General features: G+C 43.8%; 20 protein-coding genes and 2 pseudogenes. 9 read left to right on the top strand and 13 right to left on the bottom strand.

Going from position 1 to position 16706, the window contains the following annotated elements; translation table 11 throughout:
• Window positions 1–98: 98 nt before the first annotated feature.
• The 4 genes and pseudogenes from ACH10T_RS13080 to hemP form a co-directional block, all read right to left on the bottom strand.
• Window positions 99–238 (bottom strand): annotated as a pseudogene (locus ACH10T_RS13080) (DUF4372 domain-containing protein); the annotation flags it as partial.
• Between the two features lie 217 nt (window positions 239–455).
• The gene (locus ACH10T_RS13085; RefSeq protein WP_394809700.1) at window positions 456–1121 is read right to left on the bottom strand and encodes a DUF2325 domain-containing protein; all 666 of its coding nucleotides are present in this window, start codon (window positions 1119–1121) and stop codon (window positions 456–458) included.
• A gap of 121 nt (window positions 1122–1242) precedes the next feature.
• Window positions 1243–1707 (bottom strand): bacterioferritin, encoded by a 465-nt coding sequence (bfr, locus tag ACH10T_RS13090; protein ID WP_394809701.1) that lies wholly within the window; start codon window positions 1705–1707, stop codon window positions 1243–1245.
• A gap of 243 nt (window positions 1708–1950) precedes the next feature.
• Window positions 1951–2136 (bottom strand): hemin uptake protein HemP, encoded by a 186-nt coding sequence (hemP, locus tag ACH10T_RS13095; RefSeq protein ID WP_394809702.1) that lies wholly within the window; start codon window positions 2134–2136, stop codon window positions 1951–1953.
• A 466-nt stretch (window positions 2137–2602) separates the two neighbouring features.
• Between hemP and tnpA the strand changes: the two are divergent.
• Window positions 2603–3089, top strand: a pseudogene (tnpA, locus tag ACH10T_RS13100) (IS200/IS605 family transposase).
• Window positions 3090–3345: 256 nt separating this feature from the next.
• Here tnpA and ACH10T_RS13105 read toward each other — a convergent pair.
• Together ACH10T_RS13105 and tyrS are read right to left on the bottom strand one after the other, a co-directional pair.
• Window positions 3346–4725 carry a DEAD/DEAH box helicase gene (locus ACH10T_RS13105; protein ID WP_394809703.1) on the bottom strand — a complete coding sequence of 460 codons (1380 nt, stop codon included), beginning with the start codon at window positions 4723–4725 and terminating at the stop codon, window positions 3346–3348.
• A gap of 337 nt (window positions 4726–5062) precedes the next feature.
• Complete coding sequence (tyrS, locus tag ACH10T_RS13110; protein ID WP_394809704.1) at window positions 5063–6265, bottom strand: tyrosine--tRNA ligase; 1203 nt, start codon at window positions 6263–6265, stop codon at window positions 5063–5065.
• Between the two features lie 153 nt (window positions 6266–6418).
• Here tyrS and ACH10T_RS13115 point away from each other — a divergent pair, with 153 nt between their 5' ends.
• Window positions 6419–7753, top strand: coding sequence for a peptidoglycan DD-metalloendopeptidase family protein (locus ACH10T_RS13115; RefSeq protein WP_394809705.1), 1335 nt, complete (start codon window positions 6419–6421; stop codon window positions 7751–7753).
• Between the two features lie 103 nt (window positions 7754–7856).
• The gene (locus ACH10T_RS13120; protein ID WP_394809706.1) at window positions 7857–8960 is read left to right on the top strand and encodes an anhydro-N-acetylmuramic acid kinase; all 1104 of its coding nucleotides are present in this window, start codon (window positions 7857–7859) and stop codon (window positions 8958–8960) included.
• Between the two features lie 25 nt (window positions 8961–8985).
• Here the strand turns inward: ACH10T_RS13120 and erpA are convergent, their stop codons facing one another.
• The 3 genes from erpA to ACH10T_RS13135 all read right to left on the bottom strand — a co-directional run bounded on the left by erpA (window position 8986) and on the right by ACH10T_RS13135 (window position 10493).
• Window positions 8986–9336 carry an iron-sulfur cluster insertion protein ErpA gene (erpA, locus tag ACH10T_RS13125; protein WP_394809707.1) on the bottom strand — a complete coding sequence of 117 codons (351 nt, stop codon included), beginning with the start codon at window positions 9334–9336 and terminating at the stop codon, window positions 8986–8988.
• An 80-nt stretch (window positions 9337–9416) separates the two neighbouring features.
• Window positions 9417–9878 (bottom strand): polymer-forming cytoskeletal protein, encoded by a 462-nt coding sequence (locus ACH10T_RS13130; RefSeq protein WP_394809708.1) that lies wholly within the window; start codon window positions 9876–9878, stop codon window positions 9417–9419.
• Window positions 9879–9890: 12 nt separating this feature from the next.
• Window positions 9891–10493: a DUF6776 family protein gene (locus tag ACH10T_RS13135; RefSeq protein ID WP_394809709.1), complete on the bottom strand. Its 603-nt coding sequence runs from the start codon at window positions 10491–10493 to the stop codon at window positions 9891–9893.
• A gap of 62 nt (window positions 10494–10555) precedes the next feature.
• Here ACH10T_RS13135 and ACH10T_RS13140 point away from each other — a divergent pair, with 62 nt between their 5' ends.
• Window positions 10556–10693, top strand: coding sequence for a hypothetical protein (locus tag ACH10T_RS13140; protein ID WP_394809710.1), 138 nt, complete (start codon window positions 10556–10558; stop codon window positions 10691–10693).
• A 134-nt stretch (window positions 10694–10827) separates the two neighbouring features.
• Here ACH10T_RS13140 and argC read toward each other — a convergent pair whose 3' ends face one another.
• The 3 genes from argC to rplM form a co-directional block, all read right to left on the bottom strand.
• Window positions 10828–11856 carry an N-acetyl-gamma-glutamyl-phosphate reductase gene (gene argC / locus ACH10T_RS13145; RefSeq protein ID WP_394809711.1) on the bottom strand — a complete coding sequence of 343 codons (1029 nt, stop codon included), beginning with the start codon at window positions 11854–11856 and terminating at the stop codon, window positions 10828–10830.
• Between the two features lie 108 nt (window positions 11857–11964).
• Window positions 11965–12357 carry a 30S ribosomal protein S9 gene (rpsI, locus tag ACH10T_RS13150; protein WP_292929219.1) on the bottom strand — a complete coding sequence of 131 codons (393 nt, stop codon included), beginning with the start codon at window positions 12355–12357 and terminating at the stop codon, window positions 11965–11967.
• Window positions 12358–12360: 3 nt separating this feature from the next.
• Entirely contained in the window at window positions 12361–12795 is a 435-nt protein-coding gene (gene rplM, locus ACH10T_RS13155; RefSeq protein WP_394809712.1) for a 50S ribosomal protein L13, read from the bottom strand.
• A 98-nt stretch (window positions 12796–12893) separates the two neighbouring features.
• Between rplM and ACH10T_RS13160 the strand changes: the two genes are divergently transcribed.
• The 5 genes from ACH10T_RS13160 (at window position 12894) to ACH10T_RS13180 (ending at window position 15907) form a co-directional block, all read left to right on the top strand.
• Window positions 12894–13025, top strand: coding sequence for a hypothetical protein (locus tag ACH10T_RS13160; protein ID WP_394809713.1), 132 nt, complete (start codon window positions 12894–12896; stop codon window positions 13023–13025).
• Window positions 13026–13087: 62 nt separating this feature from the next.
• Window positions 13088–14794 carry a glutamine--tRNA ligase/YqeY domain fusion protein gene (locus ACH10T_RS13165; RefSeq protein WP_394809714.1) on the top strand — a complete coding sequence of 569 codons (1707 nt, stop codon included), beginning with the start codon at window positions 13088–13090 and terminating at the stop codon, window positions 14792–14794.
• The gene (locus ACH10T_RS13170) at window positions 14787–15164 is read left to right on the top strand and encodes a nucleotidyltransferase domain-containing protein (RefSeq protein WP_394809715.1); all 378 of its coding nucleotides are present in this window, start codon (window positions 14787–14789) and stop codon (window positions 15162–15164) included. The genes ACH10T_RS13165 and ACH10T_RS13170 overlap by 8 nt, the downstream gene beginning before the upstream one ends.
• On the top strand, window positions 15152–15568 hold the full coding sequence (locus tag ACH10T_RS13175) for a DUF86 domain-containing protein (RefSeq protein WP_394809716.1): 417 nt from the start codon (window positions 15152–15154) through the stop codon (window positions 15566–15568). Before ACH10T_RS13170 ends, ACH10T_RS13175 begins: the two co-directional genes overlap by 13 nt.
• A 78-nt stretch (window positions 15569–15646) precedes the next feature.
• Window positions 15647–15907: a DUF5062 family protein gene (locus ACH10T_RS13180; RefSeq protein WP_394809717.1), complete on the top strand. Its 261-nt coding sequence runs from the start codon at window positions 15647–15649 to the stop codon at window positions 15905–15907.
• An 86-nt stretch (window positions 15908–15993) separates the two neighbouring features.
• On the opposite strand, the gene ACH10T_RS13185 is transcribed toward ACH10T_RS13180, so the two are convergent.
• A complete protein-coding gene (locus tag ACH10T_RS13185; RefSeq protein WP_394809718.1) occupies window positions 15994–16536 on the bottom strand; it encodes a hypothetical protein in 543 nt (180 codons plus the stop codon).
• Between the last annotated feature and the right edge of the window lie 170 nt (window positions 16537–16706).

A 16706-nucleotide genomic window follows, 5' to 3' on the forward strand; every position in this document is an offset into this window, starting at 1 on the left:
CCGGCTGAATTTGAAAAGGCATATTATTACCAATTAGAGGAGTCAGCTAATGTGGCTTGACTCAAACTAGAAGGTCTCCGGAAAACCCGGAGCGATTCATCCCGCAAACTCTCGCGATAGATCAGCTGCGCAAAAGTCATGGCGCGGAATTGCTCGGCACAACTCAGATTGCACACGCCCGAATTGCCGCCATGACGAGCCACGATTCTCGCAAAGCTCGTTCATGGCACAAACTCATGAGTTGTGCGAACAGCGTTTTTCCAAAGCTCGTAGGTCACCTCCAGAAGATTCAACTTTTGGAGATTACTCGAACCTGAATTTACGAAATATGATTTCAAATCGGCACCAAAATATTTTCTCGGTAACTCTCGTTAATACTGGGCTCTACCGTTTTAGCAACTCATTTAACCGGGCACTACTGAAATGGAATAAGGATTAATTGTAATTGCCGATTTCTAATTGAAGGTTCTTATGGACATGATAGTTAATATATTGATTCCTAAACAGAAAGTATCTACTTCTGAACGATCCAGCAATACGCAAGGCTTGCCGGAATGCCTGCAGTAATGTTTAACAATAAAAAAAGCATCATGGTTAACACAATCAACCGGGCAGATTATCATGTCGGTGTCTTTCAGGAGTTGGGGTAAATGATCTAAGCGATCATTTGCATCGCCATGAAATGCAACAAAACTGCCACCGGAATTTTCTATTAGTCGGCTATATTCCGGATAAAATTTGATGCGCCCACCCACACATAGCACAGATCGTCCAGCTAAATGATCATTGCTACTATACACATTACTTTGATTGGTATTGTTAGTGTTGCAAGTTTTAATAGGGAATGAAGTTTTGACCAGAGGCGCCCAATCGATAACAGGAAAATTTTTACGCGAAATCGGAGTAGTTTGGGTGATCTTATGTTTAGGGCAATTGAATCCCAGTTTAAGTAAATTGATTCCTTCAAGGATTAACAGATATTTACTCAGTCTAAAGATCAGTCTCTGTAAATTGCGCAAACAGCGCATTGAGAAGTCGTTTGTGTATGTAGAATCAGGTGGAGGATCTTGAAAGTTAGTACCCGATGAGGTAGCTAAAGCCAGTTTCTTTAGAAAGTTCATAATCGAATCTCCTACAAATCATCAGCAAATAAAAAATTGGCTGGCTGACCTGATAGGAGCAGGCTGGCTGGCTGAGTGTGTCGCTGGAGAAGGAGGAGAAACCCCAGCGGCAAGGGAAAAACTATATCTGGCTTTGTAGCCAGTTATGGATACCGATTTTTTGCATGACAGCAAGCTGAGTTTCCAACCAGTCAATATGTTCTTCGGTATCTTCCAGAATACGTTCAAAAATTTCCCGTGAGACATAATCTTGCACTGATTCACAAGCAGCTATTGCTGCAAGCAAGGTCTCCCGTGAGATATATTCAAGTTTCAGATCGCATGCGATACATTCTTCAGTGGTTTCACCAATCATTAATTTGCCAAGATCTTGTAAATTGGGCAGACCTTCTAATAAAAGAATCCGCTCAATCAGTACATCAGCATGTTTCATTTCTTCACAAGATTCTTCAAATTCGTGTTTCCCAAGACTATTAAACCCCCAGTTCTTGTACATGCGAGCGTGAAGGAAGTATTGACTAATGGCAGTCAGTTCGTGCTGTAGCTGCTGATTCAGCCAGCGAATAATATCTACGTTACCTTTCATTTTTAGCTCCTAAGACAAATATCTTGTTTATGTGTTGGATTCAGCAGAAAAGATATCGCTCTGGTATTTTACGCTTTGCTTGGCACCACCTTTGCATGATGGCCCTAACATTTTTCCATTGAATACCCGGCATAAGTCCAAGTCATGCATCTGCTTGACTGCACAGTTCATGATAGTCTCACGCGTAGCGATACCGTTAACAACCTACAAGCATAAATATACATGATATGCGTCTTTAGTCCACTATTTGTTCAGAATTAACTTGCCATTCCGTGTGCGGCGTAGCGAGTATTGCTCTCCTTTATGTAGAATAAATACAACATCGCCATTCTTGAACAAGGCATCGCTATCAATCAATGCGCCTAAATCTGGTAATTCAGACTGATGCAAATTTTTTATTTTTGTTTGGGGTAATTTTAAAATATCCATCTTAGGTCATAAATATTAATGAGAATGATTCTCATTATATAGTTTTTCTAATAGCACGCAAGACTTAAATGACAAATTATTAAAATAAGATATGCATACACTAAGTTGTTCTCGTAGTTACAGCATAATGAGATTTTTAATTTCCAGCCTGGGAATCGAATGCTTGCCAATTCGGTGTTTTTCCTCTTTCGTCAAATTGACCTTGAACCAACTGCGCACCCAATAGGCTTCAGCTTCAAGCAGAGTTGAAATGATATTTTAGAAATGATCCATTAGTGGTTTGTTAACAAGACCAGTATGAAATTTATGGCGCTATGTGATTTAGAATGGGTAAAAAGTTGTCAAGAAAAATATATTTAATTAATAATAGGTAAACCCCCGGCTCTGCCGGGGGACTCCCGAAGGTTTGACCGTTACGGCAGTCGTCGTAACGTTCTCGTCCCAACCACGAGACGGGGAGTCGAAGATGAAGGAGTACCAAAGTTTGGATCATACACGCTGGGATTGTAAATATCATGTGGTATTTATTCCGAAGCGGCGAAAGAAGTTGTTATTTGGCAAACTCAGGAAGCATATAGGGGAAGTTCTGCACGATCTGGCAAACCAGAAGGAGAGCGCGATTGTGGAAGGCCATTTGATGTTGGATCACATTCATATGTACATAAAGTATTCCACCGAAGTACTCGGTGTCGCATGTAGTGGGTTTTATCAAAGATAAAAGTGCGGTAGCGATAGCAATAGCCCACCAACTAGGTAGAGGAAGGAATTTTACGGGAGAAAGTTTTTGGGCTCGTGGATATTTCGTATCAACGGTTGAGTTAGACGAAGAAATGGTCAGAGGGTATATTCGAGATCAGGAAAAGGAAGATGAACGTTATGATCAGTTGAAGCTGGGTATTGAGGTGCCGCTTCAACGGCTCACAGACAGCCATTTTGAGGGGCTCGAGCGATAAGCCTCCGGCTCTCTGCCGGAGGTATTTAACTGTTGGCAGCGTAATGAAAATACTAGACGCAAAATTGACTCGCAGATTTCCTGCCAACCGGTCCTTTCTTAAAGACTATTTTTATGATAAAAATAACTTATAGCTAATTAGTTAAACTATTTTGTCGACAATAAATGCCATGTCCAGCATCCTGAGAGTTAACGTATTTCACCAGACAGGCATTCGAGTCAGTATCCTCAAAATAACGCCACCGTTTTACGGCGTATTACTTAGGACGTGCGAATTGATAACCGGCTTTGGCACTGCTATTGGTGCGGAAAGAGTTGCCACGGTTTTCCTGATCTAATGGGCGGCCACGGCGATTGTTTCCATTATCGTTACTATTGCCTTTGAATTCGTGCGGCGCATTAAAGTTTTGACGGCCATTTTGTGCCAACGGTGTGCGTTTACGTTTCTGGGCCACGCTCGGCGTACCATTGAAACCACTGCTCTGAGGGCGTTGTTTGATACGGGGTTCCAGGCCGGGAATAATATGCGATGCAATGCGTTGCCCGGTATAGCGTTCAATTTTTGTCAGATGTGCGCTATCCCTGTTGGATGCAAAGGAGACTGCAACACCTGCTGCACCTGCCCGTCCAGTACGGCCAATGCGGTGTACGTAGTCTTCCGCAAACTTAGGTAAGTCAAAATTGATCACATGCGTAATATCAGCGATATCAATACCCCTAGCAGCCACATCCGTTGCCACCAGAACACGTAATCCGCCACTGCGAAGTTTGGTGAGTGTGCGGGTGCGTTCGCGTTGATTCATGTCACCATGTAACGCGGCTGCTGCGTAACCTTGCGCATAGAGGTTGTCGGCCAATGTATCCGCGTCACGTTTGGTTGCTGTGAAAACGATAGCTTGTTTGAGGGCTTCGTCACGTAACACATGATTTAATAAACGATTCTTATGCGACATATCGTCCACATAATGTAATCGTTGCTCAATATTATCGAGCCTTGCTTTCTGAGAAGCCACTTGAATTCGTTTTGGGGATTTTAAAAGCTTTGCTGCAACCTTATCGATAGCACCATCCAAAGTAGCGGAGAACAATAGGGTTTGTCGCGTGGCCGGTGTGGAGGCTGCAATCGTTTCAACATCATCGATAAAACCCATATCCAACATGCGATCTGCTTCATCCAATACGAGCATTTCTAATCGTTTGAAATCAATCCGGCCACGCTGTATATGATCAATGAGCCGTCCCGGTGTGGCGACTAAAATATCGACAGGTTGTGATAATAATTTGTTTTGCAATGGATAAGGCATGCCACCCAGTATGCTGACGACTTTTGTACGTGGGAGGTATTTGCCGTATTTCAGGGCTGCTTCGGAGACTTGGAGTGCAAGTTCGCGCGTCGGGGTCAGTACTAAAACGCGTGGGCCACGGCCAGGTGTTTTTGCGGGTGTAGCCAGGAGATGCAGTGCGGGCAACATGAAAGCGGCTGTTTTGCCGGTTCCTGTTTGTGCAGATGCCATGATATCGTGGCCTGCTAGTAATTCAGGTATGGCTTGTTTCTGAATCGGAGTAGGGGTTGTGTACCCTGCGTCTTGAATTGCTTTAATAATAGATGGGTTTAAGTTTAGATCTTCAAAAGACACGTCGTTTTCCTAAAAAGTGAGAATTGGACGCACGAGCCAGGAGTACGCCATAAATGGTGCATAGCCTTGCTAGCGCATTAATAAAGCATCGCCGCTAACCAAGATTGCTGCACATTTTCCGGAGAAACTTGAAAAATTGAAGAGAGGCCAGGAACGATGAAACCAGATAAACTTGATCGGACTTAAAAGCAGCCCCAATCAACCTTAGCCGATCAGTATACTTGATTATGTAATTACTTGCAATTTATTTGCGCTATTTTACAATTGATATGCAAGGATTCTTCAAGCCACACAGGATAATTGAGACATGAAAAATGCATCAAACCGGATAAAGAAATTACTGGATGATGGTTTTGACGAACTTTCGTTTACCTACTTGAATTACGACGGATTTTCCTCGCGCTATTTTGGTCGACTTGTCTTCTATTTTTTCGCCATTTATTTTAACGGCGCCCTGATCAATCATGCGGAGTGCTTCACTGGTACTGGCAGTTAATCCTGTCAGTTTTAATATTTGCACCAAGGACATTTCATTATCTTGTGTTTGAATGATTTTTTCCGGTATTTCATTAGGCAATGCACCATGTTTAAAGCGTGACTCAAAATCGGCGAGTGCTTCTGCAGCATCACGTTGGCTATGAAAGCGCGTGACAATTTCTTGTGCGAGCTTTACTTTAATATCCCGTGGATTGCATCCTTCCTGTACTTCTTCACGCCATTTCTGAATGGTCTGCAATGATTCAAAAGATAACAGTTCGAGGTAACGCCACATGAGCTGATCCGATACGGACATCAGCTTGCCAAAAATCTCTTTTGGACTTTCAGTGATGCCGACATAATTATTCAAAGATTTGGACATTTTATTGACGCCATCCAATCCTTCCAGCAATGGCATTGTGAGTATGCATTGTTGCGACTGCCCAAAATGCTTTTGCAGTTCGCGCCCCATCAGTAGGTTGAATTTTTGATCAGTACCGCCTAATTCAAGATCTGCCTTGAGCGCTACAGAGTCATAGCCTTGAATTAAGGGGTAGAGAAATTCATGAATGGCGATTGCCTGATTGTTACGGTAGCGTTTGTCAAAATCATCCCGTTCCAGCATGCGTGCGACCGTATGTGTAGCAGCCAATTTGATAAGATCGGCCGCATTCAGTTTATCCATCCAGAATGAGTTAAACACCACTTCTGTATGCTCGGGTTTTAATATTTTAAAAACCTGTGTGGTATAAGATTTGGCATTTTCTGCGACTTGTTCACGGGTCAGCGGCGGACGAGTCGTGTTTTTCCCGCTTGGATCACCAATCATGCCCGTGAAATCGCCAATCAGAAACAGGATGTGGTGTCCCATATCCTGTAGCTGGCGTAATTTGTTAAGTAAGACAGTATGACCCAGATGCAAATCTGGAGCGGTTGGATCAAAACCAGCCTTGATGCGTAGGAGATTCCCAGAAATAAGCTTATTTTCCAGCTCTGTTTCAACTAATAGTTCGTGGCTTCCGCGTTTTATAATTTCAAGCTGGGATTTTATTGATTTATTCACGATGGCGGTAAGTTGTTTATTTTTATTGATATTTTAATATATTGAAATATTATACTAGGACATTCTTAGTTGTACTCTAGGACAAATTGACTATTTTCATGTTAGACTCGCGCCTGTCTGTAAATGATACAAATGACTGGAGGTACTTCATAGATGCTATATTTACTACTTAGCAGTAAACAAAGGATTCTAGCTCAAAATTCATCAAAACTAACAAAAAAAACAATTCGCTGGCTGGTGGCTTTATCCAGCATACCACTATTCGGTATAGTCACTGCGTTTGGAATTGCACCCAATACTCGCTCACTTGAAGAAATTCAAGTAGAAGAAGTAATCCTTGATCTGTCTATCCCAGATGTTCTCTCCGAGACCCAAACCAATCACACTTTCTGGCGCCAGGAAAACATTCGGCGTGGTGATACCATCGCAGCGATTTTAAATCGGCTGGATGTCAGTAATCAGGACTCGACGGAATTTTTACAGGCAGCACGGGGAAGCCGTGCGATGCGTCAACTGAAGCCAGGTAAGACCATCTATGCGCAGACTACGGCCGATGGCGAGTTATTGACGCTGCGCTATTTCTTTGGCAACGAAGAACTGTTTTTGATGGAAAAAACAGAGGATGTATTCAAAATGACTGAGCAATCGATTGAGCTGGATACTCAGATTCATATGAAATCCGGGGTAATCAACAGTTCTCTGTTTGCTGCGACTGATAACGCTGGCATACCCAACAATATTGCCATGCAGTTGACTGAAATATTTGCATCGGAAATCGATTTTTATCGGGATTTGCGTCAGGGTGATCGTTTTACAGTCGTTTATGAAACATTTTCGAATGATAATGGTAAGCGCGCTAAAACAGGCCGTGTATTAGCAGTTGAGTTCATCAACAAGAGAAAATCCCATCAAGCAATCTACTTCAAATCATCTAACGGTGCCGATGGCTATTACACGCCGGAAGGAGAAAGCTTGCGCAAGGCATTTTTGCTTTCGCCACTCGCTTTCTCGCGTGTCAGCTCAGGTTTTACGAATGCACGTTTTCATCCAATCCTTAAGGAATGGCGTGCGCATAGAGGCATTGATTATGCCGCACCGACGGGAACGCCTGTAAGAGCAACGGCAAATGGGATCATTTCATTCTCCGGCTCACAGAAAGGGTATGGCAATTTGGTTGTTCTCAAGCATAATGGTAAGTACGAATCAGCGTATGGCCATTTGTCCCGCTTTGCGAGTGGAATGGGCAAAGGCAAACGGATTAGCCAAGGAGATGTCATTGGTTATGTTGGCTCGACCGGTATGGCAACGGGGCCGCATTTGCATTATGAATTGCGTGTTGATGGTGTGCAGCGTGATCCGACAAAAGTTGTTCTGCCAACTGCGCCACCGATCACTAAGCGTGATTTGAATACTTTCCAGAAGGAAACTCACTCGTTGGTCGCGCGTTTAAATATTATGCGCAACATCCAACTCGCATCATTAGAATAATAGAGTATACATACCGTGTAAATTGGTGGTTTTCTAACTGAGAACCACCAATTGCACTGATGGAAAATCAGTATTGAAACCTTTTCCAAGCACTGAAGGATAGTTGAAATCAGTTTCGCTCTATATTGGCATCATGTCGGGCACAAGTTTGGATGGTGTTGATGCCGTTCTGGTTGATTTTTGTAGTGCTAAGCCTGTTTTACTGAAAACTTTCTTTTGCCCCTATCATGATAAATTGCGTGAGCAATTATTGTCATTACATCTCCCCGGTCATGATGAACTCAATCGTGCCGCAACTCTTAGTAACCAGTTGTCCTGTCTGTATGCACGAGCTACCGAAGGTTTGTTGGAAAACGCTGGTATCGCACCTCAACAGATTGTCGCAATAGGATGTCACGGCCAGACGGTTCGGCACTGTCCTGAGGTAGAAAAAAATTACACGATTCAGCTTGTCAATGGCGCTTTACTGGCTGAGTTAACTCAGATAACAGTAGTCGCGGATTTCAGAAGCCGCGACATAGCTGCAGGCGGTCAGGGTGCTCCTTTGGTTCCGGCTTTTCACGAAGCTATTTTCAAGCATTCAGAGCACCATCGCGTTATCGTCAATATCGGAGGTATCGCCAATATAACCAATCTTGATCCCTATCTTCCAATCATTGGCTTCGATTGCGGCCCAGGAAATCTCCTAATGGATGCCTGGTGTTTGCGCCATACTGGAAAAACATATGACAGCAAAGGACAATGGGCAGCCACAGGCCGGATCATTCCTGCTTTGCTGAAAGCATTTTTGTCGGACGAATTTTTCTTGCGTCAGCCTCCAAAAAGTACTGGAAGGGATTTGTTCAATGTCCAATGGCTGGAGAAAAAATTACTGGGTAATGAGACAGCGGAAGATGTGCAAGCTACATTGCTGCAGTTAACAGCCCTAACAATTGCCAGATCGATACTTGAGTACTGTTCGACTGCTGAAGAAGTCTATATATGTGGTGGCGGCGCACATAATACTTTACTGATGGATCGCTTGATTGATGTTATTCCAGGGAAGACAGTAGCGCTAACTGATCAATTGGGTGTGGCGGCAGATTGGGTAGAAGCCTTTGCATTTGCCTGGCTGGCACAGCAAACGATATTGGGTAAAACTGGAAGTTTTGCTGCTGTTACCGGCGCCAAAGGAGACAGAATTCTGGGAGCGATTTATCCAGCCTGAATTTATGCGTATTAATGCAGATTGCTTATACGGAGAACGATGATCCGCAACCGCAAGTACTGGTAGCACCGGGATTCTTGATGATAAATTGGGCGCCTTGTATGTTTTCTTGATAGTCAATTTCGGCACCGATTAGGTACTGGAAACTCATTGGATCAACCAGCAGTTTTACACCATTTTTTTCCATAATGGTGTCATCTTCATTGATCAGTTCATCAAAAGTAAAACCATATTGAAAACCAGAGCAGCCACCGCCACTGATAAAAACTCTAAGATTAAGATTATTGTTTCCTTCTTCTTCAATGAGTTGTTTAACTTTATATGCAGCATTTTCAGTAAACAAGAGAGGAGTGTCAGTGTTAGTTTCAGTGTTCATAGTAGTTCCTACAGTTATAGTTTCATAGTTGTTCTTACCGACAGGTTTTTAAAATACTCAATAGCTCATCGCGCATTTCATTATAACGCATCATTTTCTATGGAGATGGGTTGCTTTTCTGCTGCGGATGGTAATAATGTTATCATTTTCTCGGACTGTTGCGCATTCTCAGCGTCCGGTTTGTTCTGATGGATCATTTTTCCTTCAACTGAAGCGCCCAGTTGGATTTCTAAAGAACCATACTGAACATCACCATATACCTTTGCTTTCTCTTGTAATTCCAAATACTCTTGTGCTTGAATAGGGCCGGTTACTGTACCATTGATAACGACATTGGCGACTTTTATTTTGCCTTTTATGCTACCTTCGGTGCTGAGTACCAGTGTGCTGTGTTCATCATCGGTTGCCATGACATTACCGGAAATATGTCCATCAATTCGCAGGCCGCCTGAGAAATTAATATCTCCTGTGATATGAGTGTTTGCACCGATCAAGGTATCGATGTGGGGGTGAAGCGTTTTTTTCTTTTTTCTACCGAACATGTTTCTTCTCCTTCACAATGCCGGTTGCACAGTTTCGGTTAATATGACCTTGTTGTCATCATTTTTATAAATTTGCACTTGCAAGTTTTCTACAATGGTATCAGGTGGTACGTTGAAGCTTTCTTCCATTCTATGAAAAAACTTGAAATTAGCAGGGAAATCTTTCGTAGCGTTTTTGTTGGTGAGCGGTATAATTTTACTTTGATTGTTTTGCAGCAGCTTAACCTGGAATCTTAAGTTTCCCTTGAAGTCATTAGGCCTTTCCCCACCTTGGATGAGTGTCAGCGCATAGCGATATTTGCCGGGAGTCTGTGTTTCTTTCAAACTAAATTGATAAATTGAAAGACCGTTTTTTGTATTGCTGGCTATGAGATGCTGGAAAAATACCTGTTTCTCCATCAAATGATCATTCTCGTTAGCAAGTGATTTTACTTGTTCAGCAAGATTCTCATTGGCGGTGTTGCTGATTTGTAATTGCTGTATCAAATCACCAATCTGGTTGCATAGTTTTTGTTTTTTTGTTTGTCTGCAAGTTCCTGGATCATTGGAATACGCCAATTTTTCTTGATCTATGCCATCTTGCGCATTCACTGATTGGCTGCCGGCTTCGTACATACCCCATGACAGCAAAGTTAAGAATGAGCAGCAAATAACAGTAGCGGTTAGAAGAAATTGCCATGACAGATGCGGGCGCACGACAACGCGAGGAGAAAGAATCTTTGGTTTTTTTTGAAAAAACTTATACACCTGCTTTGGCGCTCTATAAATGGATATTCAATTTATCTGCACAGGATGTTTGGTTCAGTCGTGCGTGATTCATGCAGGATAAACCGATGAGATCTATCAGTCGAGACTGTAGATGATCATAACAAGGTTGCCTGTATCGATTTGATGTAGGTCTTTCTGCTGTAAGCAGAATCAGATTTTTTTCATCAGAAATAATAGCACCTCACGGTAAGAGTGGAATTTGGTTAATGCCGAGCGTTTCAGGTAGTCCGAACATAATATTCATATTTTGTATTGCTTGTCCTGCCGCGCCTTTTACCAGATTATCAGTTACGGATAGTATCACGACCGTGTCGCTGTTTTGCGGTTGATGTACGGCGATACGGCAAATATTCGAACCACGCACCGAGCGGGTTTCTGGGTGCTTACCTGAGGGTAACACATCGACAAAAGCTTCATTCTGATAGCGTTTCTCGTAGAGTGCTTGTAAATCTGTTTGGCTGGTTAATTTGGCGTAAAGTGTCGCATGGATACCGCGTATCATTGGCACCAAATGCGGAACAAATGTCAGACCGACCGGCCGCTTGGCTACATTGGCAAGACCTTGCTTAATCTCGGGGAGATGCCGGTGTCCTGGAACGCCATAGGCCTTGAAATTGTCGGATGCTTCAGCATGCAGCGTATGTACTTCGGCTTTCCGGCCTGCACCGGATACGCCCGATTTGACATCGGCAATGAGGTGATCCATATCAATGATTCCCGCTTCTATCAGCGGCAAAAAACCAAGTTGTACCGCCGTTGGGTAGCAGCCCGGATTGGCGATCAGGCGTGCATTCTTTACTTGCTCACGGTTAATTTCCGGTAGCCCATATACCGCTTCAGCGACCAAATCAGGGCAGGCATGCTGCATGCCGTACCATTTCTCCCATTCAGTTACATTCTTGATACGAAAATCAGCGGCCAGGTCGATGATCTTAACGCCTGCTTTCAGCAGGGATTCGGCTTGCTGCATTGCGATACCATTGGGTGTGGCAAAGAATACCAGATCACATTTATTGAGCTTGGCATCGGTTGGATCGCTGAATTTGAGATCAATATGTCCTCTCAGATTAGTAAATAGTTCGGCGACACTCATGCCAGCTTCACTGCGTGAAGTAATTGCCTTGATTTTGACTTTTGGGTGTTGTGCCAGTAAACGCAGTAATTCCACGCCCGTGTAACCTGTTCCACCAACAATGCCTACATTGATCATCGTGATTCCTGTTGTCCTTTTCAGAAGATGTATGTCTATTTGTAAATTTTGAAATAAAAAAGCCGCCTGACAAGAGGCGGCTTTTTATATTCAAACAAGAATAAAGAATTATCGTTTGGAGAATTGCTTGCGTCGCCGCGCCTTACGCAAGCCAACTTTTTTCCTTTCAACTTCCCGTGCATCACGGGTAACCAAACCAGCTTTGCTTAATACAGGTTTCAGTGTTGCATCATAATCAATCAATGCACGTGTGATGCCATGGCGTACTGCACCTGCCTGGCCTGATTCACCACCACCATGAATGTTTACCATGATATCAAATGAGGTAGTGTTATTTGTCAACTCAAGTGGCTGTCTTACAATCATGCGGCCGGTCTTGCGTGAAAAGAAATCATCAATTGGTTTGTTATTAATGATGATTTCACCTTTGCCGGGCTTGATAAAAACGCGTGCAACAGCACTTTTGCGCCGACCGGTTCCATAATTATATTGAGTGGTCATAAATTAAGCTCTAACTTCAAGTGGTTTAGGTTGTTGAGCAGAATGAGGATGTTCGTCACCCGCATATACTTTAAGTTTCTTTAACATCGCATATCCCAGCGGTCCTTTAGGCAACATACCTTTAACCGCTTTTTCAAGGGGGCGGCCTGGAAAGCGCGCATGCATTTTCCGAAAGTTAGTTTCATATATTCCACCTGGGTAACCGGTATGGCGATAATAGATTTTATCGTCCATTTTATTACCGGTTACACGCAATTTATCGACATTGACAACGACGATATAATCACCGGTATCAACATGCGGTGTAAAGATGGGCTTGTGTTTGCCACGTAAACGATGGGCAATTAACGAAGCAAGCCGACCAAGTACTTTATTGGTCGCATCAATGACAAACCAGTCATGACTTACTTCGTGCGGTTTGGCTGAAAATGTTTTCACGAAAACCTGTCCTGCTTATATCAAAAAGAGCCGGGAATTCTATGTCAGACACGGGTAAAAGTCAAATTTAGAACGAGTTATTTTATGATTGGCTAAAGATGGGCCCTAAACTGAAGCGTGCCGTGGCGAGTAGTCTATTCAAGGGTGGTGGCTTTTACGTTAATCGTCGCTATAATCTGCTGGAAGACGCACTGATGACATCCGAACAATCAATGCGAGCGAACTTCTGATAATTAGATACCATGTGTGGTATTTTACAGTAACATATCAATTACATGCCGAGAGACGAGCTTTGAAAGAGAAATCCGAAACTAATTTACCTATTGAGTCAGTATCTTCCAATTTTATTCGGAATATTATTGATGAGGATAACCGTACCGGTAAATGGAATGGGCGCGTGGAAACACGATTCCCGCCCGAACCCAATGGCTATTTGCACATTGGTCACGCTAAGAGTATCTGCCTTAATTTTGGCATTGCGCATGATTATGGCGGGGTGTGTCATTTACGTTTTGACGACACCAATCCGGAGAAGGAAGCGCAAGAGTATGTCGACTCGATTTGTGACAGTGTCTCCTGGCTTGGTTTTGATTGGGGCAAACATCTTTATTATTCCTCGGATTATTTTGTTCAATTATACGAATTTGCCGAATATCTGATCCATCAGGGAAAAGCCTATATTGAGGGTCTTACGGCGGAGGAAATTCGCGAGATGCGCGGCACGCTGACCAGTCCTGGTAAAAACAGCCCTTACCGCGACCGTCCAATCGAAGAAAATCTGGATTTGTTCCGGCGTATGAAAGCCGGTGAATTTCCGGACGGTCAATATGTCCTGAGAGCCAAGATCGACATGGCTTCGCCCAACATCAACATGCGCGATCCAGTGATTTACCGTATCCGCCACGTACACCATCAGCGCACCGGCAACCAATGGTGCATTTATCCGATGTACGACTATACGCACTGTATTTCCGATGCACTGGAAAAAATTACGCACTCCTTGTGCACATTGGAATTTGAAGATCACCGGCCATTGTACGACTGGGTATTGGATCAACTGGTCGGCAAAGTGCCGTGCCATCCACAACAAATCGAATTTGCCCGCCTCAATTTGACCTACACCGTGATGAGCAAACGCAAATTAATTGAACTGGTGGAAAGCAAATTGGTGGACGGCTGGGATGATCCTCGCTTGAGCACACTTGCCGGTGTGCGCCGCCGTGGTTTCACGCCGCGCTCCATCCGGTTATTTGCCGACCGCATCGGTATTAGCAAGGCGGATTCCTGGATTGATATGAGCATATTGGAAGACTGCTTGCGTGAAGATCTGAATGAATGTGCAGTGCGTCGCATTGCCATACTCAAGCCGCTGAAACTGATCATCGACAACTATCCGGAAGATCACCAAGAAGATTGCTTTGCGCCGAATCATCCACAAAAACCGGAATGGGGAAAACGCACGATTCCTTTCTCCAAAACACTGTATATCGAGCGCGATGACTTCATGGAAGTGCCCACCAAAGGCTATTTCCGCTTATCTCCCGGCGCTGAAGTACGGTTACGTTACGCGTTTATCGTCAAATGCGTGCAAGTCGATAAAAATGCGCAGGGTGAAATTGAGGCGATCCATTGCACCTACGACCCGGATACCAAGAGTGGAACCCCCGGATCGGAAAGTCGCAAAGTCAAAGGCAATATCCACTGGCTATCCGCCAAGCACGCGCAACCGGCGGAAATACGCCTGTATGACCGCTTGTTTACTGATCCCTATCCGGATAGCGGCGACAAAGATTACAAAACATCGTTAAATCCCGATTCAAAGGAAATCATCACTGCCTATGTGGAACAATCACTCTGTGATGTGCAGCCTGAACAAAGTTTTCAGTTTGAGCGCAACGGCTATTTCATCGCCGATCGCATTGATATGGAGCCCGGTAAACCGGTATTTAACCGCGCCGTCACCTTGCGCGATTCGTGGGGGAAAGTTGCGGGTGCATAGCCGATTAATCGCATTACTGTCGCAATATCCGCAAATCAAACTGGCGATATTGTTTGGCTCGCAAGCGACTGGCAACGCGCGTCCGGACAGTGACATCGATCTGGGCATATTGGCACAAGCGCCACTCAGCGCGGACTTCAAGCTGCAACTAATACAAACCATTGGCGCCGAATTGGGTTGTCCGGTCGATATTGTCGATCTGTACCACGTGCCAGAACCGATCACGGGACAGGTGTTCAAAGGTACCCGGTTGATTGGTAGCGACACTACCTATGCGGATTTGTTAACGCGGCATTTACTGAATGTCGCTGATTTTCTTCCATTGCATCAGAGAATATTGACTGAAAGGCGTAATCGATGGATCGGGTGATCCTTACTGAAAAGTTAGAGTCGTTGCGACGCTGCATTCAGCGCATCGATGACAAGAAACCGGATAATATCAATGTGTTGATTCAGAGTCTGGATCTGCAGGATATTTTGGTTATTAACCTCACCCGAGCGGTGCAGCTTTGTGTTGATATCGGCAGCCACATCATCAGCACGGCCAATCAACCCTCTCCGCAAACTATGGGGGAAGTGTTTACCACATTGCATGAACTGGGTGCTATTACGCAAACTACCTGCGAGCAATTAAAAAAAGCGATCGGTTTTAGAAATATCGCCGTGCATCACTATGAGGCGGTAAATTGGGAAATTGTGTATGCAATTTGCCAAAATTCTTTGCAAGACTTTCGTCGATTTGCTCAGGAAGTTAGTCGGTATACTGCTTTATAGCACTGATTATAAAATGAAATTCACTGTATTTTCAGATCGAACCATTCCGCTGATTACACGTACCTAACGAGGATCGTCATGAAAAAACTGAAAAATGAAGCCGCCTTATTCAAGGAAGCCATGCTGGCCGGTGTGAAGTATGCGGAAGGGCGGGGCGTGGTCGAGTTTGAAGCAACCGATTCGGCGAGTGAGAAACTGCTCTACATTTATCGCCTGCTGGTACACGATAAAGTCATGCAGCCGTTACCGGAAGACCAAGTCGCCGAGAAGACCATGCGGCATAAACTGACGATGTGGTATGCCAAACAACTGCCGAAGGATCATCCGTTGTTGAAGTAATGCGCGAATGCAGGGTGTCGATCAGCGAAGCGCATTGCACCGGATGTTTTGTGAATTACCGAGAGAGGTCGTGAGAGGTCAACAGATTAGGCATCGATGAACGGCCAGGCATTTAGATATCTTGTGAAATCGCGTGATTCGCTTTCAAATTGGTCTGTACAAACATTGGTTAGATCAATTTTTTTGAGACCACGAGTCTCCCAACATTTTCTAGTTCTAGTTACCCAAAAGTAAGTCTGTATATTATTTGTCTCGGTCTTTACGAATCTGGCATATCTGGTTGCCAATTGTTGCGGTGGAATAATTAAAAAATCAAACTTACGTGTTGTAAATTCGGATAAGACTAAAACCCAATAATCTGCTGGTGAAGATTCAAGCTTGTCTTTCTTGAATGTCCACCATCCACCGGATTTTATCTCTGGTGTTGCTCTCGGCTCTATACCTGTTGCAAGATGATCTTTGGAAAACTTTACTTGAAGTGATGCGAGCTTATTCTGACTGGTATCAGTGACAAGTAGATCAATGCCAGTATCCTTGGATGGAACCCAGATCCTCAGGTGAGGAAATAATCTTTCAAGTTCGTTTGCAACAAGGTATTCTCCCGCATGAATGGTGAAGATTGGACGCATTTTGGATGCCTAATTAGATTTAGATAGATTACTAATAGAGCAACGACATTTCCTGTTTCTATCTGCAATTTCTACCATTATGAATTTCAGTAGCCGCCAGGATCTAAGTCGTGAATCAAAAATGAAGCAGCAAAAATTTTCTTGATTCACAACCTTAGTTTTTTGATTAC

This window comes from Nitrosomonas sp. (genome assembly GCF_043753625.1).
Classification (GTDB): Bacteria; Pseudomonadota; Gammaproteobacteria; order Burkholderiales; family Nitrosomonadaceae; genus Nitrosomonas.

Bases quoted from the DNA above. Each gene is read 5' to 3' on its own strand.
- ACH10T_RS13135 (WP_394809709.1), bottom strand. From the start codon at position 10,493: ATGTACGAAGCCGGCAGCCAATCAGTGAATGCGCAAGATGGCATAGAT.
- ACH10T_RS13180 (WP_394809717.1), top strand. From the start codon at position 15,647: ATGAAAAAACTGAAAAATGAAGCCGCCTTATTCAAGGAAGCCATGCTG.
- ACH10T_RS13130 (WP_394809708.1), bottom strand. From the start codon at position 9,878: ATGTTCGGTAGAAAAAAGAAAAAAACGCTTCACCCCCACATCGATACC.
- hemP (WP_394809702.1), bottom strand. From the start codon at position 2,136: ATGGATATTTTAAAATTACCCCAAACAAAAATAAAAAATTTGCATCAG.
- erpA (WP_394809707.1), bottom strand. From the start codon at position 9,336: ATGAACACTGAAACTAACACTGACACTCCTCTCTTGTTTACTGAAAAT.
- ACH10T_RS13160 (WP_394809713.1), top strand. From the start codon at position 12,894: ATGGGCCCTAAACTGAAGCGTGCCGTGGCGAGTAGTCTATTCAAGGGT.
- argC (WP_394809711.1), bottom strand. From the start codon at position 11,856: ATGATCAATGTAGGCATTGTTGGTGGAACAGGTTACACGGGCGTGGAA.
- ACH10T_RS13085 (WP_394809700.1), bottom strand. From the start codon at position 1,121: ATGAACTTTCTAAAGAAACTGGCTTTAGCTACCTCATCGGGTACTAAC.
- bfr (WP_394809701.1), bottom strand. From the start codon at position 1,707: ATGAAAGGTAACGTAGATATTATTCGCTGGCTGAATCAGCAGCTACAG.
- ACH10T_RS13185 (WP_394809718.1), bottom strand. From the start codon at position 16,536: ATGCGTCCAATCTTCACCATTCATGCGGGAGAATACCTTGTTGCAAAC.
- rpsI (WP_292929219.1), bottom strand. From the start codon at position 12,357: ATGACCACTCAATATAATTATGGAACCGGTCGGCGCAAAAGTGCTGTT.
- ACH10T_RS13115 (WP_394809705.1), top strand. From the start codon at position 6,419: ATGCTATATTTACTACTTAGCAGTAAACAAAGGATTCTAGCTCAAAAT.
- ACH10T_RS13175 (WP_394809716.1), top strand. From the start codon at position 15,152: ATGGATCGGGTGATCCTTACTGAAAAGTTAGAGTCGTTGCGACGCTGC.
- ACH10T_RS13140 (WP_394809710.1), top strand. From the start codon at position 10,556: ATGACAGATGCGGGCGCACGACAACGCGAGGAGAAAGAATCTTTGGTT.